This is a genomic window from Sphaerisporangium flaviroseum (genome assembly GCF_039537005.1).
Taxonomy (GTDB): domain Bacteria; phylum Actinomycetota; class Actinomycetes; order Streptosporangiales; family Streptosporangiaceae; genus Sphaerisporangium; species Sphaerisporangium flaviroseum.
Map to the genome: position 1 here is coordinate 19,831 of NZ_BAAAZR010000036.1, position 19,827 is coordinate 39,657.

A 19,827-nucleotide genomic window follows, 5' to 3' on the forward strand; every position below is an offset into this window, starting at 1 on the left:
ATACCCAACCCGGGGCTCCAGCTTCATCAAGGTTACGTAACTAACCCATCCACGACACAGGGTCGGCGTGGCGAAACCACGCTGGGAGGCGTAACTGAGCATTCGGGAAGACGGATGTCACAATGCGTTAACCGACCAGTCGGTATGCTGAGGGGCATCAACGTAGGGGAGGCGTGCGTGATGGCGCGCAACGAGGTCCGGCAACCGGCCACCACAGGCGACGACAGCTCCGGCGTGAAGTCGCCCTCGGCCAAGGACGAGCCGGTACGCCGCAGGTTGCTGGCCGAGGCCACCCGCCTGTTCGCCGAGAAGGGCTTCGAGAGCACTTCGGTCCAGGAGATCGTGTCCGCCGCAGGGGTGACCAAGGGCGCGATGTACCACTATTTCGACTCAAAGGACGACCTGCTGCGCGAGATCTACGCCCGCGTGCTCCGCCTGCAGATCGAGCGGCTCGAAAGGTTCGCGGACGCGCCGGGCCCGGTGACCGACCGCGTGCACGCGGCCGCCGTCGACGTGATCGCCACCACGGTCGAGAACCTCGACGACTCCAAGATCTTCTTTCGGTCGATGCACCAGCTCGCGCCGGAGACCCAGAAGGCCGTGCGAGCGGAGCGCCGCCGCTACCACGAGCGCTTCCGCGACCTGCTGGTCGAGGGCCAGCGCGCCCAGGTCTTCCGCGACGACGTGCCGGCCGACCTCGTGGTCGACTTCTTCTTCGGCTCGGTCCACCACCTGGGCACCTGGTACCACACCGACGGCCGCCTCTCGGGAACGGCCGTCGGGCGGCACTTCGCCGACCTGCTCCTCGCCTCGCTACGCCGCTGACGGACGCGACGCGACGCGTCAGGAGGCGAGCGGGCCGGGCAGATCGGCGAGCCGCGCGAGCGCCTGGCGGTGGTCGCCCGGCGTGCCGAGCGCGATCTCGTCGGCCTTGGCCCGCTTCAGATAGAGATGGAGGGGGTGCTCCCAGGTCATCCCGATGCCTCCGTGCAGCTGCAGGCATTCCTCCGCCGCGTGGACGGCGACCGACCCGCACCACGCCTGCGCGACCGCGACCGCCGTGGCGGTGTCCGTACCGGACGCGAGCGCGTCCGCGGCGTTGCGCGCGGCGGCCCTGGCCTGGACGATCTCCATCCACAGGTCGGCGAGCCGGTGCTTCAGCGCCTGGAAGGAGCCGACGGGCCGGGCGAACTGGTGCCGCTCCTTGACGTAGGAGACCGTCGTGGTGAGGCACCACTCCGCCACCCCGAGCTGTTCGGACGCGAGCAGCCCCGCGCCGAGCTCCAGCGCCGCGCGCAACGGCGCGAGGCCGGCGGAGACCTGCCGGGCCGGTGCGCCGGTGAAGGTGACGGTGGAGATCGGCCGGGTGAGGTCGAGGGAGACGATCGGCTCGACGGTCACATGGGCGGCGTCGACGGCGTGCAGCGCCCCCGAGGCCGGGACGATGAACACGTCGGCGACCTCCGCGCCGGCGACCGCGGTGACCCGCCCGCTCAGCGTCCCGCCTTCCGCCGTGACCGCGGCGGATCCAGAGGTCTCGGGCACGTGCGGCGAGGCGGCGAACGACACCGCGAGCGCGGCCGTGGTCTCCCCGGCGGCCAAGGCCGTGAGAAGCTCCCGTGCGGCGTCGGTGTCCGCGCTCACCAGCGCCTGCGTCGCGAGGACGGCGCTGGTGAGGAACGGCACGGGAGTGACCGCCCGGCCGAGCTCCTCCAGCACGACCGCCGCCTCCCGCGCCGACGCGCCCGCGCCGCCCAGCTCCTCGGGGATCAGCAACCCGGCCGCCCCGATGTCCCGGGCCAGCGCCTTCCACAGGTCGGCGTCGTACGGCGAGGTGCTCTCGATCCTCGCGAGCACCGTGGCCGGGGGGTAGCGGTCGGCCAGCAGGTCACGGACCGCCGCCCGCAGTTCCTCCTCGATCTCGGAGTACAGGAGTGTCATCGCGGGAGGTCCTTCCAGGGGACGTTCTTGTCGACGCGGGGTTCGGAGGGCAGGCCGAGCACCCGCTCGGCGATGATGTTGCGCAGGATCTCGGAGGTCCCGCCCTCGATCGAGTTGCCCTTGGCCCGCAGGTAGCGGTAGCCGGTCCCGCGTCCGAAGAAGTCGACGGAGTCCGACCGCCGGAAGGTCCACTCGTCGTACGCGAGCCCCTCCTCGCGGCGCATCTCCACGTCGAGGCCGGACAGCACCTGGTTCAGGCGGGCGAAGGCCAGCTTCATCCCCGACCCCTCAGGCCCGGGGACCCCGGCGGCGAGCTGCTGGCGCAGCCGTACCCCGGCGAGCCGGGTGACCTCGGCCTCCACCCAGTACTGCAGGAGGCGCTGGTGCAGGTCGTGGGTGCGGATCTCGGGCCGCTGCCGCCAGGTGTCGGCGACCGCGCCCATCACGCCTCCCCCGCGCCGCACCGGCGCACCGCCGATGGCGACCCGCTCGTTCATCAGGGTGGTCTGGGCGACCCGCCAGCCGTCGCCCACCTCGCCGAGCCGGAGCGAGTCGGGCAGCCGCACGCCGGTGAGGAAGACCTCGTTGAACTCCGCCTCGCCGGTGATCTGCCGCAACGGGCGGACCTCGACGCCCGGAGCGTGCATGTCGCAGACGAAGTACGTCAGGCCGGCGTGCTTGGGCACGTCGGGATCGGTGCGGGCCACGAGGATGGCCCAGCGTGCGTGGTGGGCGCCGGAGGTCCACACCTTCTGCCCGTCCACGACCCACTCGTCGCCGTCGCGTACGGCACGGGTGGCGAGGGTCGCCAGATCCGATCCGGCGCCGGGCTCGCTGAAGAGCTGGCACCAGACCTCTTCCCCGGTCCACAACGGCCGCAGGAAGCGCTTCTTCTGCTCCTCGGTGCCGAAGATGAGGATCGTCGGCGCCGCCATGCCGAGGCCGATGGCCATCTTGCCCACGTCCACCTGGGGCGTGCCCGCGAGCTCCTGCTCCACGACGTTCTGCAGCTCGCGGGGCGCGCCGAGACCGCCGAGGCCCTCGGGGAAGTGCACCCAGGCCAGCCCGGCGTCGAACCGTGCCCGCAGGAAGCCGAGCGGTTCCGTCGCCGCCGGATCGTGCTCCGCGAGGAACGCGCGGGCCCGTTCCTTGAGCGCCGCCTCATCCACTGTCACGAAAATCCCCTTCGAGTCGCTCTGGCCCGGCCGGGCGTGTCAGCCGGTGGGCATGTGCTTCTTGAGCTCGCGGTACGCGAGCGACCGCTTGTGCACCTCGTCCGGCCCGTCGGCGAGCCGCAGCGTACGAGCTCCCGCCCACAGGCCCGCGAGCGGGAAGTCCTGGCTGACGCCGCCCGCCCCGTGGACCTGGATGGCCTTGTCGAGGATCCACTCCACCGCCTGCGGGGTGGCGATCTTGATGGCCTGGATCTCGGTGTGCGCCCCGCGGTTGCCGACGGTGTCCATCAGCCAGGCGGTCTTGAGCACCAGCAGGCGGAGCTGCTCCACCTTGACGCGCGACTCCGCGATCCAGTCCTGGACCACGCCCTGCTGTGCGACCGGCTTGCCGAACGTCGTACGGGACAGGGCACGCGTGCACATCAGCTCGATCGCGCGCTCGGCCATGCCGATCAGCCGCATGCAGTGGTGGATGCGGCCGGGCCCGAGGCGCGCCTGGGCGATGCCGAACCCGCCGCCCTCCTCGCCGATCAGGTTGTCCACCGGGACGCGGACGTCCTGGAAGATCAACTCGGCGTGGCCGCCATGGTCGGCGTCGCTGTATCCGAAGACGTGCATGCCGCGCTTGACGGTCAGCCCCGGGGTGTCACGCGGCACGAGCACCATGCTCTGCTGCCGGTGTGCGGAACCGTCCTGGGAGGTCTTGCCCATCACGATGAAGATCGCGCACTTCGGGTTCATCGCGCCGGAGGCGAACCACTTGCGCCCGTTGATGACGTACTCGCCACCGTCACGCACGATCGAGGTGGAGATGTTGGTCGCGTCGGAGGAGGCGACGTCCGGCTCCGTCATCGCGAAGGCCGACCTGATCTCGCCCTTGAGCAGCGGCTCCAGCCAGGTCCTGCGCTGCCACTCGTCGCCGAACATGGAGAGGACCTCCATGTTGCCGGTGTCCGGGGCGGCGCAGTTCGTGGCGGTCGGCGCGATGCGCGGGCTACGTCCCATGATCTCGGCCAGCGGGGCGTACTGCAGGTTCGTCAGGCCGGCGCCGTGCTCGCCCGGCAGGAAGAGGTTCCACAGGCCGCGCCTGCGTGCCTCGTCCTTGAGATCCTCCATCAGCGGCGGGATGCTCCAGCCGCTCTCGGCCGCCTGCTCCTCGAAGGCCTCCTCCGCGGGGTACACACACTCGTCCATGAATTCGACCAGCCGCTTGCGCAGTTCCTCGGTCGTGGTGTCGAACGCGAAATCCATCAGCCCTCCAGTGACTCCAGTGCGTGCAGCCCGTGGGTCACGAGCGGCGCGACGTGCTCGCCGATGTCGTCGAAACCGGCTCCGACCGTCAGACCCTGCGTATAGCGGAAGTGGATGCCCTCGGAGATGACCGCGAGCTTGAAGCAGGCCAGGCCGATGTACCAGCCCAGGCGGGAGACGTCGAGGCCGGTGCCCTGGGCGTAGCGCGCGGCCAGCTCGGTGATCGGCGTATGCCCATCGGTCTCGGACACCCGGCCGGTGTCCAGCGTGGTGGCGAAGTTGGCGTAGAGCAGGAACAGGGCGAGGTCGGTCAGGGGATCCCCGAGGGTGGACATCTCCCAGTCGAGCACGGCCCGCACCTCGCCGTCGGCGATCAGCGTGTTGCCCAGCTTGAAGTCGCCGTGCACGATCGTGTGCCGCTGCGTCACCGGTACGGCCGCGGCCAGGCGGGCGAACAGGTCGTCGATGTCGGGCAGGTCCCGGCTGCGGGAGGCGTCGAGCTGCCGCTTCCAGCGCTTGACCTGGCGCTCCAGGAAGCCTTCCGGGCGGCCGAAGTCGGCCAGGCCGACGGCGACCGGGTCCAGGTCGTGGAGCCTGGCGAGGATGTCGGTGAGGTCCGCCTCGATCTCGGGAGTCGCCGGTGGCTGGCCGCCCTCGACGTACTCCATGACGTAGAAGGGCGCCCCGACCACGTCGGGATCGTCGCAGAGGTGGTAGGTGCGGGGCACGGGCACGCCGGTGTCCCGCAGCGCCGTCATCACGCGGTACTCCCGGCCCATGTCGTGCGCCGTCGCCAGCACGTGCCCGAGCGGCGGGCGGCGTACGACGAACCTGTGCTCGCCGTCTCGCACGAGATAGGTCAGGTTCGACTTGCCTCCATGGATCACCTCGGCCGCCAGCGGGCCTTCGGCGAGCCCGTGCTTGCCGAGATGATCCTTCAGGCGTTCGAGGTCAAGACCCGGCGGGCTGGTCTCGATATGTGCGGGCATCGCGCTCCCCAGTCGTCCCAGTCCTTGGAGCGTACCGACCGGACGGTATGCCTGTCGACCGGCCCGCCGCCGCCTGACGATCGGCTCGGGCGGCCGGCTGCCGTTCTCCGGAAACATCGCTCCGTCCCGGAGCTTACCGAGCGTGGCCCCGGCGCTGGAGTGGTCGCCGTGAACGAGAGCGCAGTGGCCCTGCCGGCCAGGCCACGTCACCGGCGACACTTCTGCGCATGACCGCGAAGATCCCAGGTGGTGTTTTCGTGGGGGCCATTCGTTGTCGAGGATGCTGAAGTAGGCGGTGTCGCGCCAGGTGCCGTCATCCAGCGCCAGGTCGCCGATCCATCCACCGCCCGTGGTGTTCTCCATCCGGCGCCGGGTCGGCGAGGTGCGGTACGGCGATGCCGGCGCCGCCGTTACGGCGGGCGGCCCGGTAGTCCGTCGAGCATGCCGTGGAGGAGTTCGCGCATTCCGCTCCTGAGCTCTTCCGTACTGGGGACGGTGCCGGCGCCCGCCACGGCGTCGAAGATCACCCCTTCTCCGAAGGCCACGAGCTGCCTGCCGTGGCGTACCGGATCGGGAGAGCCCGCTGCGGCCAGCACCCCGATGGCCACCTCCCGGAAGCGGCGGCCGGCCTCGTCGTAGACCTTCCGCAGCTCGGGGCGGCGAGTGGCTTCCAGGGCCAGCTCGTACCGGGCGAGGGTGGTGCGGCGCCCCTCGGTGAGCTGGACATGCAGCAGCCCGGTCATCAGGTCGGCGAGCTCGTCCGGCGTGTTCACTCCGCCACCGGCGGGCACGGCGGCGAAGGACCGCTCTTCGAGGGCGGTGAGGCGCGCGAGCGTCAGCGCCAGGAGGGCCGCCCGGGTGCGCGCGATGTTGGACGTCGAGCCCAGTGGCAGCCCGGCGGCCTCGTCCACCGCGCGGTGGGTGAGGCCGCGCATCCCCCTCTCGACCAGCAACATTATCGCCGCCTCCGCGATTAGCTCCTCCCTGCGCATGGGCCCAGACTACACGTGTAGTACGCTAACTACAGGTGTAGTGAAGGAGAGGCTCATGTCCCATGCGGTAGTGATCGGTGGGGGGATCGGCGGCCTGACCGCCGCGGCCGCCCTGTCTCTCAAGGGCTGGTCGGTGACGGTGTGCGAGCGGGCCGGGTCCCTGGAACCGGTGGGGTCGGGCCTCGCCATCGCCCCCAACGCCCTCAAAGCGCTCGACACGATCGGCGTGGGCGACGACGTGCGCAAGCTCGCGGCGATGCAGGGCGAGGCGGGGCTGCGCAGGGCGGACGGCCGGTGGCTCGTCCGCACGAGTGCCGAGGCGGCGCTCGCGCGGTTCGGCGACCCCACGGTCCTGCTGCTCCGCGCGACCTTGGTGAGCCTGCTGGCCGTCCGGCTCACGCCGGGGACCCTGCGGCTCGGCACCACCGTCCACGCGGTGGACCCGCACACCGGGCGGGTCTCCACCAGCGAGGGCGACCTGCACGGCGACCTGATAGTGGCGGCCGACGGCATCCAGTCCGCCGTCCGCCGGTCGCTGTTCCCCGCCCACCCCGGGCCGGTGCACTCAGGGGTGACGAGCTGGCGGGCGATCGCACCACGGCCCGAGGGAGACCTACGCGCCGGAGAGACATGGGGTCCCGGCCAGGTCTTCGGCATCATGCCGCTGGCCGACGGGCTGGTGTACTGCTACGCCACCGCACCGGCCCGCGGCGAGGTGGGCGCCGGCGGACCGAAGGCCGAGTTGATCCGGTTGTTCGGCGACTGGCACGATCCGATCCTCCGGCTGCTCGCCACGGCGGAGGAGCAGACCATCCTGAGGCACGACGTCTTCTGCCTGGCCGCCCCGCTGCCCGCCTTCCACGTGGGCAGGGTCGCCCTGCTCGGCGACGCCGCCCACGCGATGACCCCTAACATGGGACAGGGCGCCTGCCAGGCCATCGAGGACGCGGTCGTGCTGGCCCATGTCACCGCGCACGCCTCCGGCACCGGTGCGACCGGCGGCTCCGGTGCGACCGGCGACTCCGGCACTGCGGCCGGCGGCGGCTCTCCCACCAGTGTGACCGGCGACCCGTCCGCTCTCGGCCTCTCCGGTTACACCGCGGCGCGGCTGGACCGTACGGCGAAGATCATGCGAAGATCGCGGGCCATCTGCCGCCTGACCCTGTGGTCGAACCCGCTCGCCGTCCGCGCGAGGGAGACCCTCATGTCGCTCGCCGGGCGCCTTGGGGACGATGTCACCCTGCGCCAGTTCGAGGACGTGTTCACCTGGCGGCCGCCCGTGACCTGACGGGCACGGGGATCTCGGGGTGCGGAACCGTCACCGCGTGGGAGTTGTCCGGAGTGAGCCGGCCCAGCGTGATCGTCCCGGCGATCAGCACCGCCGCCGCGATGATCGCGGGGATCACGTTACCGATGCCGGTGGGCAGCGGCTCGCCGAGCAGGATCACACCCGCGAGCACCGAGGTGATGGGGTCCACCACCTGGACCCCCGCGTAGGCGATGCCGAAGTACCCCACGGCGTACGACTTCTGCAGGAGCACGATGGCGAAGACCAGCAGCACCGGGATCGCGAGCGTGAACCAGTGGAGCAGCCGCGACAGGTCACCGCCGAGCCCTCCCCCGACCACCCGTACGAACGTGGACACCGACGCGGTCACCGAACCGGCTCCGATGGACAGCAGCAACGCCTTCCCCGAACCGCGAGCCCGCCGCGCGAGCAGGTGGCAGACCGCGACCACCGAGCCCACGCACGCCAGGAAGCCCAGCGCGCCCGGGGTGGAGAGCACGGGCTTGGTGTCGCTCTGCGGGATCAGCAGCATCAGCCCCAGCAAGCCGGCGGCCACCGCGATCGAGCCGAGCACCTCGGCCTTGTGCGGGCGCCGGCCGTGCAGCATCGCCGCCAGTGGGACGGCGAAGACCAGCGTGGCCACGCTGACCGGCTGGATCAGCACCAGCGGCGCGAAGCTCAGCGCGACCGCGTGCAGGGAAGCCCCGAGCAGCCCGATGACGCCGCCGATCAGCCATCGCGGCCGCCTGACGAGCTTGAGGTTCGCACCCCCGTGGACGGCCTCGTACTGCTGCAGCGCCGCGCCTCCCGCGTACCCGAAGGCGCCGACCAGCGCGATCGAGACGCCGAGCCAGATCATGGCCGACCGCCCCGCGTCAGCACGAGGGCAAGGAAAAGCACAGGTGAGGTCATGAGTGGGAGCACCCCGTCAGCTTAGGGACAAAATCGAGTGGCTCGTTCGCCAATCCCCACCATTTCGAAGAGACCCGGGGCTGACGCTCTGACAGCACCATACGCGGACAAACAGCATGAAGACGGCTGTTCGGACGTACTAGCGGCTGACGGGGAGGCATGACGTCCTCCCCTTCCCAGGGAATGACGACACAATCGACGGGCACACCGTGGCTGTGGGCGGCCCCGCGCTCCTTCGCGAGCCGGGCCTGCGCGAGCTCGACGTGGCGGAGTGGAAGAAGCGCGGCGCCGCCGTACTCCACGTGGTCGTGGACGACCGGATCATGGGGGCCATCGCGCTGGAGGACGCCATCCGTCCGGAGTCCCGCGAGGCCGTACGGGAGCTGCACCGGCTCGGCAAATCCGCGGTCGGCGGTCGGCGTGATCCGGCTGTCCCAGGCGACGTACCGCAAGATGCTGCAGCACCTCGCCTGGGCCACCGGCTACAACGTCGTCGCGATCCCGCTGGCGGCCGGGGTGCTCGCCTCGGTGGGGATCACGCTCTCCCCCGCTCTGGGCGCGATCCTCATGAGCCTGTCCACGATCGTCGTAGCCCTCAACGCCCAGCTCCTCCGCCGCACGAACCTCCGCCCCGAACCGGGCGCGACCTAAGCCTGTGGGCCCGGCCGGTCAGGATCGTTCGGGGCATACGCAGAAGAGGTGGCCCTCGGGGTCGGCGAGGACGGTATAGCCGTCGCCGGGCTGGAATTCCGGCTTCGTGGCGCCGAGCTCCAGGTACTCCTGGACGGCCTTGTCCACGTCCGGCACCCGGAAGTCGAGGTGGAACTGCTTGTCCGGCCCCGGCCACACCGCGGGCTTACGGTCGGGCACCCGGCCGAAGTAGATGCTGGTCGTCCCGTCACCGATCCCGGCGTACTCCTCCTCGGCGTACTGGACCTCGAACCCGGTGATCTGCGAATAGAACTCGGCGAGCTTCTTCGGCTCGGCACAGTCGATGGTCACCGCTATCAGCTTCGCTTGCGTTGTCATGAGTCCCATCGTGGCCCCCGTACCTGTCATCCACTGTCAGGTACGGGTAACCGATTTCCACGGATCATTCACGGCGAGCGCCCTCCGGCCAGATGACGTGGACCTTGATGCCCCGCCGGCGCGCCTCCGCCACGACGTCGGCCGTGCCACCGTAGCCACGGGCGGGCTTCCCGTCCCAGACGGCGTACAGCTCCTCGACCAGGTCGAGCATCAGCAGGCTGCCCTCCATGTGCGCCTGGCTGGTCGACTCGACGTACCGGAGCCGATGGACCTTCTCGGCCGCCCTCACGAGCACGTCGTACTCATCGTGGGTGTCGGCGGGAAGCTCCTCCCGGTACCGCTCGGAGCAGACGACCGCCTCCAGCGTTCCCCCGAGATCGACCACCGCCCGCGCGAAGATCTGGTCGGCCCCGTCGGCCAGGCAGGAGACTCCCCTCACCCCAGGGGCATGCGAGGCCAAGGTGCTCCGTATGGCGTTCTGGACCAGCGTGGCCGTCTGGGACGGCAACCCACGATGGCCGGAAACGGCGACGCGCAGCGGCTGGACCACCTCGTGCGACGGGGCCTCACGAGAGGAGGAGGGTCGAGCGGCCGAACAGCCCTCAGCTACGAGAACCTCGCCACAGCATGGTTTCACGCGAGATGGCCTCCTCCGACTCGTCGACGAAATGTGCCCACTCGAGCTCGGTGCGCGGCCATTCCGCGCGAGACACGATATCTCCGAGCTCCAGGGCCGCTATGGAATACGAGGTCGCGAGTTGCTGATGTTGCCGCGTCTGCAACCAGGCGATCCCGGCCGCGGCCACGGCACCCACGATGCCCGGCACATCGAGGTCCACCAACTGGGTGGCGTTCAACACGGCGGCGATCAGCCCCAGCGCCTCCATGGCCGCGAACGCGACCGACCACTGGGCGCCTCGGCGCTCGTGGTACCTGGCCTTGGTGACGTACCAGACGCGCTGGTCGTTGATCCGGCCACTCATGTAGTGCTGCTTGCGCTCGTCCAGCGAGAGCGCCCGAATGCTCCGCATCGTGGCCGTGACCTGGCACTCCTCTTCCAGCGTGGGAATGGGGGCGAACGAGTGGATGCCGGTGGTGATCTCGGAGAACCTGCGCAGCAGGAGAAGGTCCACGCCCTCGTCGTCCTTCACGTCACATCCGAACGGCTCTCCCCCGACGAGGTACCGCCACGCCAGGGTCTTCGCGGACTCGGCCGCCGCCCTGGCTTCGTACCACTGGCGATCGGGGCGAACGGTGAGGAGGTACACCTCGGTGACCAGTGCCATGGCCAGGCCGCCCGCCGCCACGATCGCGGACGCGTCCACGCTGCCGGCCACGATGGTGAACGAGCCGAATATCGCGGCCATCACCAAAGAGGTGAGGCGAACACAGGTCGCGGTGAGCAATCTGCGCTGCCCCACGATCGCCCCTTGATCGGCGGCACGATAGAGCGCCGGAAATCCCGCCTCCGGATTGCCCTCCATGCGTCAACTGGAACCGCTAATCCAATTGCTGTCAAGGGCTCCGGCGTGTGGGTCATGGTCATCGGAGAGGTTCATGAAACCATGGATTTCCGGACCCCTCCAGAACTCAATTAATTACACATCTCACGCATCACGGTCCCCTAGCGACACACAGCACAGGAATGTGACAAGTCCGAAATCGAGGGAGAGGTTATCTTTGATACAGGCTGAGCGGCCTACCGGGAGGCAGCGCTTCCCCCCGGACACCACTCCATGACTCGAAAGCTCTCCCTAACTTACATTTCGGACATAACGCTCATATGTGTTATGTCCCCCTCAGGTAGATAGATCGGACGTGCGCCGCGTGCGGAGGACGCCCGCCCTGGACGATGGCGATCGGAGCTTCGCCTCGGCGGCCCGCAAATGTCAGGTGGTCAGACATCCGCCAAGAGCTCGCCCGGCAGAGCCGACGTGAAGCCGCACCCCTCCGCACACCATGACATATACCGCAAAGCACAACATGAGACCAAAATGTGTCACTAACGGGCGAGCAGCAATGAACGGGATAATTTTAAACATCTAGCCACAAGACGGTCTCTGGGCCTCCCCTATCTACCCCAAAATGTGATTCAATACGCCGACGATTTCGGCGTTTGGGCCGCACCATCGGGCCGGCCTGCCGTATCGTTGTTTTCCTCTTTCCTGGGCGAGTCCGTCTACGATCTAGCACTCTGAGTGACCAGACGATTGCCGAGAGCTAAGTACCCTGTAGTAATCAGCACTCCGGACTAAATAGGCGGCACCATGACGAACGAGATCACCAAGGACACAAAGTCCGGAGCCGCGAGCGGTGTTGCGGATGTGCGGAAAGTCCCGCTTGCGAGTCTCAGTTCATTCGCTGAAGCAGGACTGCTTGATCAGAACAACCTCCAGATGTCCAGCCCGGGCGTCAAGGTCGCCGCTTTCAACTCGTCTATCTAAGCGCCTTCCGTGAACGACCCCATCCTCCCGTTTCGGCAATTCGTACTGAAGGTCGCAAGCCGATGTGATCTCGCTTGTGACCACTGTTACGTTTACGAGCACGCCGATCAGAGCTGGAGGGGCCGGCCCACGGTCATGTCCGATCAGACGATCGCATGGTCGGCGGCCCGCATCGCCGACCATGCGAAGCAACATGAGCTGTCAGGCGTCGATGTGGTCCTGCACGGCGGTGAGCCGCTGCTGGCCGGTCGCGAACGCCTCGGTCGCATCGCCGACGAGCTCGCCCGGGCGCTCGACGGCATCTGCGAGCTCGACCTCAAGATCCACACCAACGGCGTCCTGCTCGACAGCCATTTCTGCGATCTTTTCGCCGAGCGCGGCATCAAGGTCGGCATTTCCCTCGACGGCGACCGCGTCGCCAATGACCGCCACCGGGTGTACGCCAATGGGCGGAGCAGCTACGACAAGGTGATCCGCGCCATCACTTTGCTGCGAGAGCGGTATCCCGAGCTTTATGCCGGGCTGTTGTGCACGATCGACATCGCCAACGACCCCATAGCGGTCTACGAAGCGCTGGCGGAGCTCGAGCCCCCCCGTGTCGATTTCCTGCTTCCCCATGCCACCTGGGACCAGCCTCCACCCGGCCGGACCGGCGCTTACGGCGAATGGCTCGTCCAGATCTTCGACCGGTGGATCACCGACGGCCGGCCGATGACGGTGCGCCTCTTCGACTCGGCGCTGCGCACCCTGGGCACCAAGGGCAGTCTCACCGAGTCGCTCGGCATCGACCCCAGCGATCTTGTAGTGATCGAGACCGACGGATCATACGAGCAGGCCGACTCTCTCAAGACGGCTTACGATGGTGCCCCCGCCACCGGTTTCACCGTCGAGCGCCACTCCCTGGACATCGTGGCCCGCCACCCTGGCATCACCGGACGCCAGACGGGTCTGGCCGGGCTCGGTGACGAGTGCCGGTCGTGCCCCGTGGTCTCCTCGTGTGGCGGCGGCCTCTACGCGCATCGCTACCGCACGGGGGCCGGCTTCACGAACCCCAGCGTCTACTGCGCCGACCTGCTGCGGCTGATCACTCACATCCAGCATGCGGTGAGCGCCGTGGGCGGCTCCACGCACACCCTGCCTGAGCCGCACTTCGCCGCGCTGGCCTCGGGCTACGGCGGAGTCGAAGCCGTCAAGTGCCTCGACGAGGGACAGCAGAGCCTGCGCCGCGGCCTTGTCGCGAGCGTGGGCGGCGCGTCGGCGTCAGCAGAGGCGTGGCGCCTGCTCACCTTGGTCGACCGCGACGCGCGTTCCGTGCTCGACACGGTGCTCGCGCATCCCTACGTCCGCGTGTGGGCGGTCCAGTGCCTTACCGGCGCCACCGACGACGGCCATCTGCCGTCGGTCGCCGCGGCCGCCGCCATCCGCGCGGGCATCTCGGCATCTCTTCAGGTACCGGTGCGTGATGGCGCGCTCTACCTGCCGTCTCTGGGACGTCTCGATGTCGGCAAGGTCTCCGAGGCCACCGTCGAATCCCGGGAGAGACGGTTCCTCGTCCACGCTGAAGGACGCACCCTACTCGTGGATCTCGATGAGCCTGGCCTTACACCTGAGTGGTTCCCGGTGCGCCGTCTCGTCGCGTCAGGCATGACCGTGGCGCTGGACGACGTCGACCTTTACCGCGACTGCCACCAGTGGCCCGCTGCGGCACGGCTGAGCGACGGGGAGGTGCGACGCTGGGCGACCATGTTCTCGCAGGCATGGGACCTCATCGTCCGCGATCATCCGAAGTACGCCCCCGGCCTGGCCGAAGGGCTCGACGTCGTCATGCCCCTCGTCCCCGCCTCCGACGGCTCCGACGTCAGCTCCACCGCCCGTGACGCCTTCGGCGCCGTCGCCGCCGCCCTTCCGGCCGACGCGGCAGCCTTCGCGTTGCTGCTGATCCACGAGTTCCAGCACGTCAAGCTCGGCGCGGTTCTGGATCTCCACAGTCTGTACGACCCGAAGCACACCGGCCTCTACTACGCTCCCTGGCGTCCGGACCCTCGCCCTCTCGAAGGGTTGCTCCAGGGCACCTATGCCCATCTCGCGGTCACGGACTTCTGGCGGGTTCGCCGTTCGATCGACAAGCAGGAGGCCGGCCACCGTGCCGCCGTCCAGTTCGCTCGCTGGCGGGGGCAGACCGCCGAAGCGATCGATACGTTGGCGAATTCCACGGCTCTGACCGATACCGGACAACGGTTCGTCCGAATCATGCGGGCGACCGTCCAGCCCTGGCTCGCCGAGCATGTCCCCACCGCGGCGGAGAACGAAGCCGCGCAGGCCGCCGACGCCCACAGGGCGGCATGGTCCGCACACAGCGCCGAAGCCACCGGCGGTTCATAGCTCTGCGTGGTGCGCGACCGACGAGTCCTTTCGCCAGGTCACTTGAAGGATCCACTGCCGTGATGGGGTGTGTTAGAGGCCCCTCCTTCATGACGGGCCGTTTCACCCGTTTGCGTACCGAACAAAAATCGGCGCGGCGATTTTCGTGTTCTGATTGCCTCTCATCATTGCCCGGCCTACTGTGCAAACCTATAGTCAAGAATCTCGCAGGATTGTGGGGGAGGTGACATCTGCGAGTGTCAGATGACACAGAGGGCGGGCCCTACTTCTTTCTCAGCTACGCTCACACCCCGAAGCATGATCCGAACGACCCCTACGATCCTGATCAATGGGTCGAGAAGCTGTTCAACGATCTGTGCGAGCACGTGATGGGCATGAGCGGGCTGGGGCACGGCGCGAAGCCCGGATTCATGGACCGGGAGTTACACTCGGGCAGCCATTGGCCGACACGACTCGCCGAAAGCATCGCCACCTGCCGGGTGTTCGTCCCGCTATACTCCAGACGCTACTTCGACAGCGATCAGTGCGGCAAGGAATGGACCGCGTTCTCGCAGCGCATACTGCATCATCGAGCGCGCGGCTGGGGAAATACCGAGATGATCGTCCCCGCCATTTGGGTGCCGGTCCCGACCGAATCCCTTCCAGAGGCGGCCCAGGACATTCACTTCAGCCTACCGGGCATCGGGCCTCAGTACGTCGAGCACGGCTTTTACGGAATCATGAAGCTACGGCAGTTCAGGAAAGCCTATGAAACAGCGGTCTACAACCTTGCGCGTCGAATCGTGGAGGTCGGGCACGCGGGTAATCTCCCTTCGGTCGATCCGGCCGACTACAAATCGCTGGAAAGCGCCTTCGGTCCGCACGACCCCCGACGGCCTAATGGCCATCGACTGAAAGTCACCGTCGTCGCCCCGGATATCGATACCCTCCCTAACGGCCGCGACCCCTACCACTACGGGCACAGTGCGCACGAGTGGAATCCATACCGGCCCGCCCTGAACAGACCTCTGGCCGATCACACCGCCGACCTCGTCCGCAATCTCGGCTTCCGGCCGGAGATCGGATCTCTCGACGACCACTACGACCACGTGCTCAGCGAGGGCCCGCCGACGAGCGCGGGACTACTTCTGCTGGACGCCTGGGCCACCACCTCCGGCCACTTCTCCGAACCCTTGCGCCGCCTCGACCAGTCCGGCAAGCCGTGGATCAGCGTGATGGTGCCCTGGAACAGGGAGGACTCGCAGACCGCCGAGGCGGAGCCTCGACTTCGGGGGTGCCTGGAAGCCGCCCTTCCTCACAAACTCACCGAAGGGCATCCCACGCAACGGTCTCCTATTGATGGCATTCCCACATTCGAGCAGTTCTGTAAAGCGGTTCCTGAGATGGCCCGGTCCGCTATGAACCAATACCTCAGGAATGCTCCGGCGCATCCACCGAAAGGACATGCGTCGATCGAACGTCCAAGGTTGCAAGGTCCCCTGTCCGGCGGCAACGAGACGGAGGCTCCGCCATGAGCGACGCTCCCGATGGCCAGATCATTACGTTCTACTCCTACAAGGGAGGCACCGGGCGCACGATGGCCCTCGCCAACACGGCGTGGATCCTCGCGAGCAACGGTAAGAAAGTACTGGTCCTGGACTGGGACCTGGAGTCGCCCGGCCTCCACAAATTCTTCCATCCCTTCCTCGACGCCAACACCGTGGGCGGAACCGCCGGCGTCATCGAGATGATCAATGAGTACTCGCTTGCGACGCTGAGCCCGGACGTTCGAGAAGACGACTGGCATCTGGACTACGCGAAAGTCCAGCGGCACGCCGTCTCGCTCAACTGGGAAGAGTTCCCCGGAAAGGGCACGCTCGATTTCGTCTCCGCCGGCCGGCAGGACCGCTCATACGCTTCCCTGGTGTCCGCCTTCGACTGGGACAACTTCTACACACGACTCGGCGGGGGCCAGTTCTTCGACGCTCTCAAAGCCGACATGAAACGGCACTACGACTACATCCTCATCGACAGCCGCACCGGTCTGAGCGACATCGCCGACATCTGCACGGTGCACTTTCCCGACACCGTCGTCATCTGCTTCACGATGAGCGACCAGAGCATCGAGGGGGCGGCCGCGGTCGCCCACGACATCAACGACCGCTACAGCGGCCAGAACATCAGAATTCTTCCCGTGCCCATGCGCATCGACGATGGCGAGAAGCAGAAGCTCGACGCCGGACGCGATCTGGCGAAACGGCGGTTCGACGGATTTCCCCTCGGCCTGAACCCGGATGAGGCACGAGATTACTGGGGTGCGGTGGAGATCCCGTACGTATGCTTCTACGCGTACGAGGAGACGCTCGCCGCGTTCGGTGACGCTCCCGGGTCACCGACCTCCCTGCTCTCGGCCTTCGAACGTCTGGTCGGCGTGATCACTCGTGGGGAAATCGCCTCCATTCCGCCGATGGAGAAGGACCTTCGCCTTAGGTGGCGGGAGAAGTTCGTGCGCAAGGCGGCGGCGGTCAAGGAGGATCTGCTTCTCAGCTACGTGCCAGAGGATCGGATGTGGGCCGATTGGACCGCCTTCGTGCTGCGACGGGCCGGATTCCGCGTGACGCAGCGCAACGAGAGCGCACCGGAGCCGGCCGAAGACGAGATCCCGCATAGGAGTCCGCCCTACAATCGGATCGTCGCCGTCATGTCGGCCGCTTACATGCGCTCGCCACGGGGCCAGTCCATCTGGACCTCGGAGGCGACGGCCGAGGGACAGGGCGGCCACGCTCCGCCTGTGCCCGTGCGGGTCGCCGACGTGCGGCTGACACAGCTGATGACCGAGCGTCCGGCCATCGACCTGACCCGCCTCGACGAGGCTCACGCGACCGAGGCGCTACTCCGGGGACTGGACCGGCTTGAGCAGCTCTCCGAGTTCCCCGTCAGCACCGGCGCCACCGGTCCTCGCTTCCCCGGTACCCGGCCTCCCGCGTGGAACGCCCCCAACCGCAACGCCGGCTTCACCGGACGCAACAGTGTCCTGGACGCGCTGCGCGACCAAATCGTCAACGGACCGCAGGCCCTGCATGGGATGGGTGGTGTCGGCAAGACCCAGGTCGCCCTGGAATACGCCCACCGGTTCATGGCCGACTACGACGTGGTCTGGTGGATCGCCGCCGAACACATGGAGCTGGTCAATCGGAAGATGGCCGAGCTCGCGGAAGCGCTTGGAGTGCGGACCGCCGACACCGTCGCTGAGACCGCCAAGGCGGCGAAAGAGGCACTGCGCGTCGGCAAACCGTATTCACGGTGGTTACTGATCTTCGACAACGCGGACGACCCCAACGAGCTCGAGGCCTTCCTGCCCAGCGGGGAAGGGCACATCCTGATCACTTCGCGCAACCCCGCCTGGACGCGAATCGCCACTCCTCTCGAGGTCGGGGTCTTCACTCGTCCGGAAAGCGTGGAGCACCTGCTCCGCCGCGCCTCCGGCCTCACCCCCAAGGACGCGGACAACGTCGCCCACGCCCTCGGCGACCTTCCCCTCGCGATCGAGCAGGCGAGCGCCTGGCTCCAAGAGACGGCGATGCCACCGGAGCAATATGTCGGGCTGCTCGATGAGCAGGTGACCCAGGTGCTCTCTCTCGGAGAGCAACCGCCGGACTACCCCACACCGGTCGCGGCGACCTGGAACCTCTCCTTCGAGCGGCTCAGGAGACGGTCGCCGGCATCGGCGCGACTGCTGGAACTGCTCGCCTTCTTCGGGCCCGAACCCATCTCCATGGACATGCTCTACGTCGACGCGATGGTCGACTGCCTGGTGCCCTACGACGAGGCGATGCGCGAGAAGCTGATGCTGGGGCCGGCGATCCGGGAACTGGGCAGGTACGCCCTGGCCCGGGTCGATCAGGCCGACAAGTCCATCCAGGTGCACCGGCTGATCCAGGCCGTCGTCCAGGACCGCATGAACGCCGACCAGAAGGAGGCGACCGTACACGAGGTGCATCGCATCCTGGTCGCCGCCCGCCCGCGTGTCGGTGACACCGACGATCCTGAGAACTGGCCTCGCTACGAGGAGATCTGGCCCCATCTGGTGCCCTCCTCCGCCGCCGACTGCGATGAGGAGGCCACCCGCAGGCTGCTCATCGACCGGGTGCGCTACCTGTGGAAGCGCGGCGACTTCGAGGCGAGCCTCGAACTGGGGAACATGCTGGAGAAGGCCTGGAACGTCAAACTGGGCAAGGGCGACCGGCAGACCGTCCACCTTCGGTTCCACGTGGCCAACACTCTGCGCTCGATGGGAAGGTACGCGGAGGCGTACGACGTGGACACCCAGGTGCTGACCCACCAGAACCGCGAGCTCGGCGAGTTCCATCCGTACACCCTCATGACCTCGGGCGGGCTGGCCGCCGATCTCAGAGCGCTTGGCAACTTCCCAGAAGCCTTAGAGGTGGACAACAAGACCTACGAGCGGGTCAAGGAACTCTTCGGCGAGGACGCACCACGCACGCTCGTGGCCGCGCACAACCTGGGCGTCAGCCTGCGGCTCGCGGGAAACTTCTGGCAGGCCAGAGAGCTCGACATGGAGACCGTGGAGCGCCGCCGCCGGGTCATCGGTGACATGCATCCGTACACCCTCCACACAACGGCCAACCTCGCCCACGACCTCCGAGAACTCGGACAACTCGGTCAGTCAGTCGACATGCTGCGTACGAATCTGGAGCATTATCGCCAGGTGCTCGGGGACGACTTGATCGATACGTTGCGCACCGCGACGAGCCTCGCCACGTCTCTACGCAGGACCGGTGCGGAGCTGGAGGCCCTCGACCTGGCCACGGACACGCATGACCGCTACGTCCAGCGATACGGCGACACCCATCCCGAAACCCTGTCGTGTCGCCTCGAGCTCGCCACCTGCCTCGCCACGATCGGACATACCGAACGCGCCCACGAGCTCGCGACCGACGTGATGCTCCAGTTCTCCGAACGCCTTGGCGAGAGCCATCCCGACACGCTCGCCGCGGCCAACAACATCGCCACGTACGGTCGAAAGCTCGGTGCCGTCATGGAGGCCCGGGAACGCGCGGAGACGACGCTGCGCGCCCTCTCCAATGGGGTCGGAGAATCCCATCCCTTGACGCTCACCTGCGCGATCAACGTGGGGAACTGCCTCGCCGAGCTGGGCGACCTGGAGGCCGCCGAGGAGCTGGATCGCAACACCGAGGCCTCTCTGGCGCGCATTCTCGGCCCCGAGCATCCCGACACGCTCGTCTGCGAGGCCAACTTCGCCATGACGCTGAACCTTCTCGGGAAGACGATGGAGGCTCGCCGGCTCCGGGAGCAGGTGATCAGGGCGATGAGCCGTGCCCTGGGTGACGACCATCCGCGTATCGCGGACCTGGCGGCATGGCGCAGGATCGACCGCGACCTGGAGCCGCAACAGTGGTGACA

The 19,827-nt window shown here is 67.8% G+C and carries 14 protein-coding genes and 1 pseudogene; 6 read left to right on the forward strand and 9 right to left on the reverse strand.

The window, feature by feature from the left end; all coding sequences use genetic code 11:
• The first annotated feature begins 180 nt into the window (after window positions 1–180).
• Window positions 181–825, forward strand: a complete 645-nt coding sequence (locus tag ABD810_RS31590; RefSeq protein ID WP_344949308.1) for a TetR/AcrR family transcriptional regulator — start codon at window positions 181–183, stop codon at window positions 823–825.
• 18 nt (window positions 826–843) lie between these two features.
• Here ABD810_RS31590 and ABD810_RS31595 read toward each other — a convergent pair whose 3' ends face one another.
• From ABD810_RS31595 to ABD810_RS31615, 5 genes are all read right to left on the reverse strand, one after another.
• A complete protein-coding gene (locus ABD810_RS31595; protein ID WP_344949057.1) occupies window positions 844–1,941 on the reverse strand; it encodes an acyl-CoA dehydrogenase family protein in 1,098 nt (365 codons plus the stop codon).
• Window positions 1,938–3,110 (reverse strand): acyl-CoA dehydrogenase family protein, encoded by a 1,173-nt coding sequence (locus ABD810_RS31600; RefSeq protein WP_425566991.1) that lies wholly within the window; start codon window positions 3,108–3,110, stop codon window positions 1,938–1,940. The genes ABD810_RS31595 and ABD810_RS31600 overlap by 4 nt, the downstream gene beginning before the upstream one ends.
• Window positions 3,111–3,155: 45 nt before the next feature.
• The gene (locus ABD810_RS31605; protein WP_344949064.1) at window positions 3,156–4,367 is read right to left on the reverse strand and encodes an acyl-CoA dehydrogenase family protein; all 1,212 of its coding nucleotides are present in this window, start codon (window positions 4,365–4,367) and stop codon (window positions 3,156–3,158) included.
• On the reverse strand, window positions 4,367–5,356 hold the full coding sequence (locus tag ABD810_RS31610; RefSeq protein ID WP_344949067.1) for a phosphotransferase family protein: 990 nt from the start codon (window positions 5,354–5,356) through the stop codon (window positions 4,367–4,369). Before ABD810_RS31610 ends, ABD810_RS31605 begins: the two co-directional genes overlap by 1 nt.
• A 410-nt stretch (window positions 5,357–5,766) precedes the next feature.
• Window positions 5,767–6,312, reverse strand: a complete 546-nt coding sequence (locus tag ABD810_RS31615; RefSeq protein WP_344949070.1) for a TetR/AcrR family transcriptional regulator — start codon at window positions 6,310–6,312, stop codon at window positions 5,767–5,769.
• A gap of 91 nt (window positions 6,313–6,403) precedes the next feature.
• On the opposite strand from ABD810_RS31615, the gene ABD810_RS31620 reads away from it, so the two are divergent.
• Window positions 6,404–7,636: an FAD-dependent monooxygenase gene (locus ABD810_RS31620; protein ID WP_344949073.1), complete on the forward strand. Its 1,233-nt coding sequence runs from the start codon at window positions 6,404–6,406 to the stop codon at window positions 7,634–7,636.
• Here the strand turns inward: ABD810_RS31620 and ABD810_RS31625 are convergent.
• Complete coding sequence (locus tag ABD810_RS31625; protein WP_344949076.1) at window positions 7,611–8,495, reverse strand: DMT family transporter; 885 nt, start codon at window positions 8,493–8,495, stop codon at window positions 7,611–7,613. The two genes, ABD810_RS31620 and ABD810_RS31625, sit on opposite strands and share 26 nt — an antisense overlap.
• Before the next feature lie 247 nt (window positions 8,496–8,742).
• Here ABD810_RS31625 and ABD810_RS31630 point away from each other — a divergent pair.
• Window positions 8,743–9,199 (forward strand): annotated as a pseudogene (locus ABD810_RS31630) (hypothetical protein); the annotation flags it as partial.
• An 18-nt stretch (window positions 9,200–9,217) separates the two neighbouring features.
• On the opposite strand, the gene ABD810_RS31635 reads toward ABD810_RS31630, so the two are convergent.
• The 3 genes from ABD810_RS31635 to ABD810_RS31645 form a co-directional block, all read right to left on the reverse strand.
• Complete coding sequence (locus ABD810_RS31635; protein WP_344949079.1) at window positions 9,218–9,577, reverse strand: VOC family protein; 360 nt, start codon at window positions 9,575–9,577, stop codon at window positions 9,218–9,220.
• Window positions 9,578–9,641: 64 nt separating this feature from the next.
• A complete protein-coding gene (locus tag ABD810_RS31640; protein ID WP_344949082.1) occupies window positions 9,642–10,037 on the reverse strand; it encodes a hypothetical protein in 396 nt (131 codons plus the stop codon).
• 142 nt (window positions 10,038–10,179) lie between these two features.
• Window positions 10,180–11,061, reverse strand: a complete 882-nt coding sequence (locus tag ABD810_RS31645; RefSeq protein WP_344949085.1) for a DUF4231 domain-containing protein — start codon at window positions 11,059–11,061, stop codon at window positions 10,180–10,182.
• A 969-nt stretch (window positions 11,062–12,030) separates the two neighbouring features.
• Here ABD810_RS31645 and ABD810_RS31650 point away from each other — a divergent pair.
• The 3 genes from ABD810_RS31650 to fxsT all read left to right on the forward strand — a co-directional run bounded on the left by ABD810_RS31650 (window position 12,031) and on the right by fxsT (window position 19,825).
• Window positions 12,031–14,403 carry an FxsB family cyclophane-forming radical SAM/SPASM peptide maturase gene (locus ABD810_RS31650; RefSeq protein ID WP_344949088.1) on the forward strand — a complete coding sequence of 791 codons (2,373 nt, stop codon included), beginning with the start codon at window positions 12,031–12,033 and terminating at the stop codon, window positions 14,401–14,403.
• Between the two features lie 236 nt (window positions 14,404–14,639).
• The gene (locus ABD810_RS31655; protein ID WP_344949091.1) at window positions 14,640–15,917 is read left to right on the forward strand and encodes a TIR-like protein FxsC; all 1,278 of its coding nucleotides are present in this window, start codon (window positions 14,640–14,642) and stop codon (window positions 15,915–15,917) included.
• Entirely contained in the window at window positions 15,914–19,825 is a 3,912-nt protein-coding gene (gene fxsT, locus ABD810_RS31660; protein ID WP_344949094.1) for an FxSxx-COOH system tetratricopeptide repeat protein, read from the forward strand. The genes ABD810_RS31655 and fxsT overlap by 4 nt, the downstream gene beginning before the upstream one ends.
• Window positions 19,826–19,827 lie beyond the last annotated feature (2 nt).

Bases quoted from the DNA above. Each gene is read 5' to 3' on its own strand.
- fxsT (WP_344949094.1), top strand. From the start codon at position 15,914: ATGAGCGACGCTCCCGATGGCCAGATCATTACGTTCTACTCCTACAAG.
- ABD810_RS31590 (WP_344949308.1), top strand. From the start codon at position 181: ATGGCGCGCAACGAGGTCCGGCAACCGGCCACCACAGGCGACGACAGC.
- ABD810_RS31635 (WP_344949079.1), bottom strand. From the start codon at position 9,577: ATGACAACGCAAGCGAAGCTGATAGCGGTGACCATCGACTGTGCCGAG.
- ABD810_RS31595 (WP_344949057.1), bottom strand. From the start codon at position 1,941: ATGACACTCCTGTACTCCGAGATCGAGGAGGAACTGCGGGCGGCGGTC.
- ABD810_RS31605 (WP_344949064.1), bottom strand. From the start codon at position 4,367: ATGGATTTCGCGTTCGACACCACGACCGAGGAACTGCGCAAGCGGCTG.
- ABD810_RS31610 (WP_344949067.1), bottom strand. From the start codon at position 5,356: ATGCCCGCACATATCGAGACCAGCCCGCCGGGTCTTGACCTCGAACGC.
- ABD810_RS31620 (WP_344949073.1), top strand. From the start codon at position 6,404: ATGTCCCATGCGGTAGTGATCGGTGGGGGGATCGGCGGCCTGACCGCC.
- ABD810_RS31615 (WP_344949070.1), bottom strand. From the start codon at position 6,312: ATGTTGCTGGTCGAGAGGGGGATGCGCGGCCTCACCCACCGCGCGGTG.
- ABD810_RS31645 (WP_344949085.1), bottom strand. From the start codon at position 11,061: ATGGAGGGCAATCCGGAGGCGGGATTTCCGGCGCTCTATCGTGCCGCC.
- ABD810_RS31625 (WP_344949076.1), bottom strand. From the start codon at position 8,495: ATGATCTGGCTCGGCGTCTCGATCGCGCTGGTCGGCGCCTTCGGGTAC.